The 3,126-nt window shown below is 64.5% G+C and carries 2 protein-coding genes; both read left to right on the forward strand.

The features are described 5' to 3' along the window. Positions 1–353: 353 nt before the first annotated feature. Positions 354–1,484 (forward strand): aminotransferase class V-fold PLP-dependent enzyme, encoded by a 1,131-nt coding sequence (locus tag RBR29_RS11605; RefSeq protein ID WP_320349438.1) that lies wholly within the window; start codon positions 354–356, stop codon positions 1,482–1,484. An 89-nt stretch (positions 1,485–1,573) separates the two neighbouring features. Continuing rightward, positions 1,574–2,998, forward strand: a complete 1,425-nt coding sequence (locus RBR29_RS11610; RefSeq protein ID WP_320349440.1) for an ATP-binding protein — start codon at positions 1,574–1,576, stop codon at positions 2,996–2,998. Positions 2,999–3,126 lie beyond the last annotated feature (128 nt).

The raw sequence follows: 3,126 nt of genomic DNA on the forward strand, positions 1-3,126 counted from the left end.
TGGGCTCGCGGCGGATCAAGCGGGAAGGCAGGGGCCCGGATGCATGGGCTGCCGCGTCTGTGGATGGATCGGTCGTCAAGGTGGGTTCCATCGAATCTCCTTGCCCGCTCTTGCAGCGCTGTCCGCGGGGGCGCGACCGTGCGCAGGAGTGGTCCTGTTTTTGGTTCTGTAAGCGAAACGGGTGTCCGGGGGTTATGCCGAGAGGCATTTCGCGGGCGACATGGGCACCACCCGGAATTGTACTGTGTCGACTGCCGCAGGTCAGCACCGCACGGCGTCTTTTGCGAGGCGCATGAACCATGTCGGACAAGACTGGGGGCTACAATCGGAGCATTGTTCCGTCGGAGAGAGCCATGCCTGGATTGTTGCCCAATGTCGATCCCGAGGGCTTGCTGGAATATTCGGTGGTCTACACCGACCGTGCCCTGAACCACATGTCCACATCGTTCCAGCAGGTGATGCGCGATATTTCGCGTACGCTCAAGTCGGTGTATGGGGCGCATTCCGCCATCGTGATTCCAGGCAGCGGCACCTTTGGCATGGAGGCCGTTGCGCGCCAGTTTGCCACCGGTCGGCGCTGTCTGGTGATCCGCAATGGATGGTTCAGCTATCGCTGGAGCCAGATCTTCGAGACCGGCCGCATCCCGTCGGCAGAACGGGTGCTCAAGGCCCGTCCGATCGAATCCGGCGATCAGCCCTTTTTTGCGCCGCCGCCCGTGGACGAGGTCATTGCGGCGATCCACGAATTCCAGCCCGAAGTCGTCTTCGCCGCGCATGTGGAAACGGCTTCCGGCATCATGCTGCCTGACGACTACATTCGCCAGGTGGCCGATGCCACGCATCAGGCGGGTGGCCTGTTCGTGCTGGATTGCATCGCCTCGGGCGCGATCTGGGTGGACATGCGCGATGCCCACGTGGATGTGCTGATCTCGGCACCGCAAAAGGGCTGGACATCCTCGGCGGGTTGCGGGCTGGTGATGCTGGGCGCGGCCGCCCGCCGGCACATCGAAACCACGCAAAGCACCAGTTTTGCCTGCGACCTGCGCAAGTGGCTGGGCATCATGGAAGCCTACGAGCAGGGCACTCATGCCTACTACACGACCCTGCCGACGGATTCCCTGGCCGTGCTGCGTGACGTGATGGCCGAAACCCAGGCCTATGGCACTGACCGGGTCAAGGCCGAACAGCAGCAACTGGGGCAGGCCGTGCGCGCATTGTTGCGTGAACGCGGTTTCAAGAGTGTCGCGGCACCTGGTTTCGAAGCGCCTGGTGTGGTCGTCAGCTATACCACCGACGACGGCATTCACACGACGCGCAAGTTCGCGGCAGTCGGTGTGCAGGCTGCCGCCGGCGTGCCGTTGGCCTGCGATGAGCCCGCTGGGTTCAAGACCTTCCGCATTGGTCTGTTTGGGCTGGACAAGCTGCACAACGTCCAGCGTACCGTGGATACGCTGGCGCGGGCGCTGGAACAGATCCGGTCCTAGGGCACTTTTGATTCCAGAGATCCCTAGGACCGCCGTGCAGGCAGCAAGGGGCGCCCCCCCGTGCGCAGACAAGGCGGACAAGACTCTCCATGCGATCCAGCATCACATTCAAGCTGTTCCTGGCCATCCTGGCGACCTGCATCGTCGTGGCGCTCGCCATGGGCATGGCGGTGCGCTACAGCTTCGACAGTGGCTTTGGCGATTATGTCCGGGAACGCGAAACACAACGGCTGGACAATCTGGCGCAGACGCTGGCGGCCGATTATGTCGAGGCTGGGGGCTGGGGTTTCCTGGCCGAGGGCGGTGATCGCTGGGGGCGTAGTCTGCGCCCCTGGCGTTTCATCCGGCCAGGGGATCACGGCGGGCCTGATCATAGTGGCCGGCCGATGCGCGTCACGCTGCTGGATGCCGAAGGCAACTGGTTGGCTGGACCCCGGGGGCGGCCGGCAGAAGATCTGACCCGCCATCCCATCCTGGTCGAGGGCCGGCCAGTGGGGTGGCTGCTCAGCCCTTCCTTCATGTCCATGCTCGTCAACGATGAAATCGATCACCGCTTCCAGACCCGGCAATTGCGGGCGACCTGGGTGATCGTCGGTCTGTCGGTGCTGTTGGCGGCCCTGGTCAGTCTGCTGCTGGCGCGTCTGTTGCTGGTGCCGGTGCGGCGCATCGCCCAGGCCACCCGCAGGCTGGCCGATGGGGATTTCGATACTCGGGTGCGGGTCGGATCGCCCGACGAACTCGGACGCCTGGCACGCGACTTCAACCGTCTGGCGCACAGCCTGGCGCGCAACGCACGCCTGCGCCGGGAACTGATGGCGGACATTTCCCACGAACTGCGGACTCCCCTGGCCGTGCTGCGTGGGGAAATCGAGATTCTGCAGGATGGATTGCGTGCGCCAGACGAGGCGGCGCTGGCTTCACTGGCCCACGAGATCGGACGCCTGAGCCGGCTGGTGGACGATCTGCGCGAGTTGTCCCTGGCTGATGCGGGTGCACTGGATTACCACATGCGTCCGCTGGACCTTTCGGCGCTGGCGGCGCGGGCCTTGGATGCGGTGCGGGATCGCTATGCCCGGGCCGGCATGGCTCTGGGTCAGGACATCGAGCCCGGCCTGCAGCTGTCCGGCGATGAGCGGCGCCTGGAGCAATTGCTGGCGAATCTGCTGGAAAACAGCCTGTGCTACACCGACAGTCCGGGACGTGTGCGGCTGCGGGCCAACCGTTGCGATGGTGGCATCGTGCTGGAAATTGCCGACAGCGCGCCTGCGGTCGCGCCTGATCAGTTGCCAAAGCTGTTCGATCGTCTGTACCGGGTGGAGTCCTCGCGCAGTCGTCTCCATGGTGGGTCAGGTCTGGGCCTGGCGATCTGCCGGTCCATTGTTCACGCGCATGGTGGCAGGATTTCGGCAGCCCCGTCCGACTTGGGCGGGCTGTCGATTCGCATCGAATGGCCGTCGACGGATCATCCGACGATGGCTGCGCCGGACGGACCTGCCGGGATGCGCGAGGGGTGAGACATGCGGATTCTGGTGGTCGAGGACGAACCCAAGCTGGCCGAGGTGCTGCGAACCTACCTGCAGGCGGCAGGCTATGACGTGTGTTGCGTCGGTGATGGCCTGGCTGTCTTGCCCTTGCTTGAACG

This window comes from Castellaniella sp. (assembly GCF_034007085.1).
Classification (GTDB): domain Bacteria; phylum Pseudomonadota; class Gammaproteobacteria; order Burkholderiales; family Burkholderiaceae_B; genus Castellaniella.

Bases quoted from the DNA above. Each gene is read 5' to 3' on its own strand.
- RBR29_RS11605 (WP_320349438.1), top strand. From the start codon at position 354: ATGCCTGGATTGTTGCCCAATGTCGATCCCGAGGGCTTGCTGGAATAT.
- RBR29_RS11610 (WP_320349440.1), top strand. From the start codon at position 1,574: ATGCGATCCAGCATCACATTCAAGCTGTTCCTGGCCATCCTGGCGACC.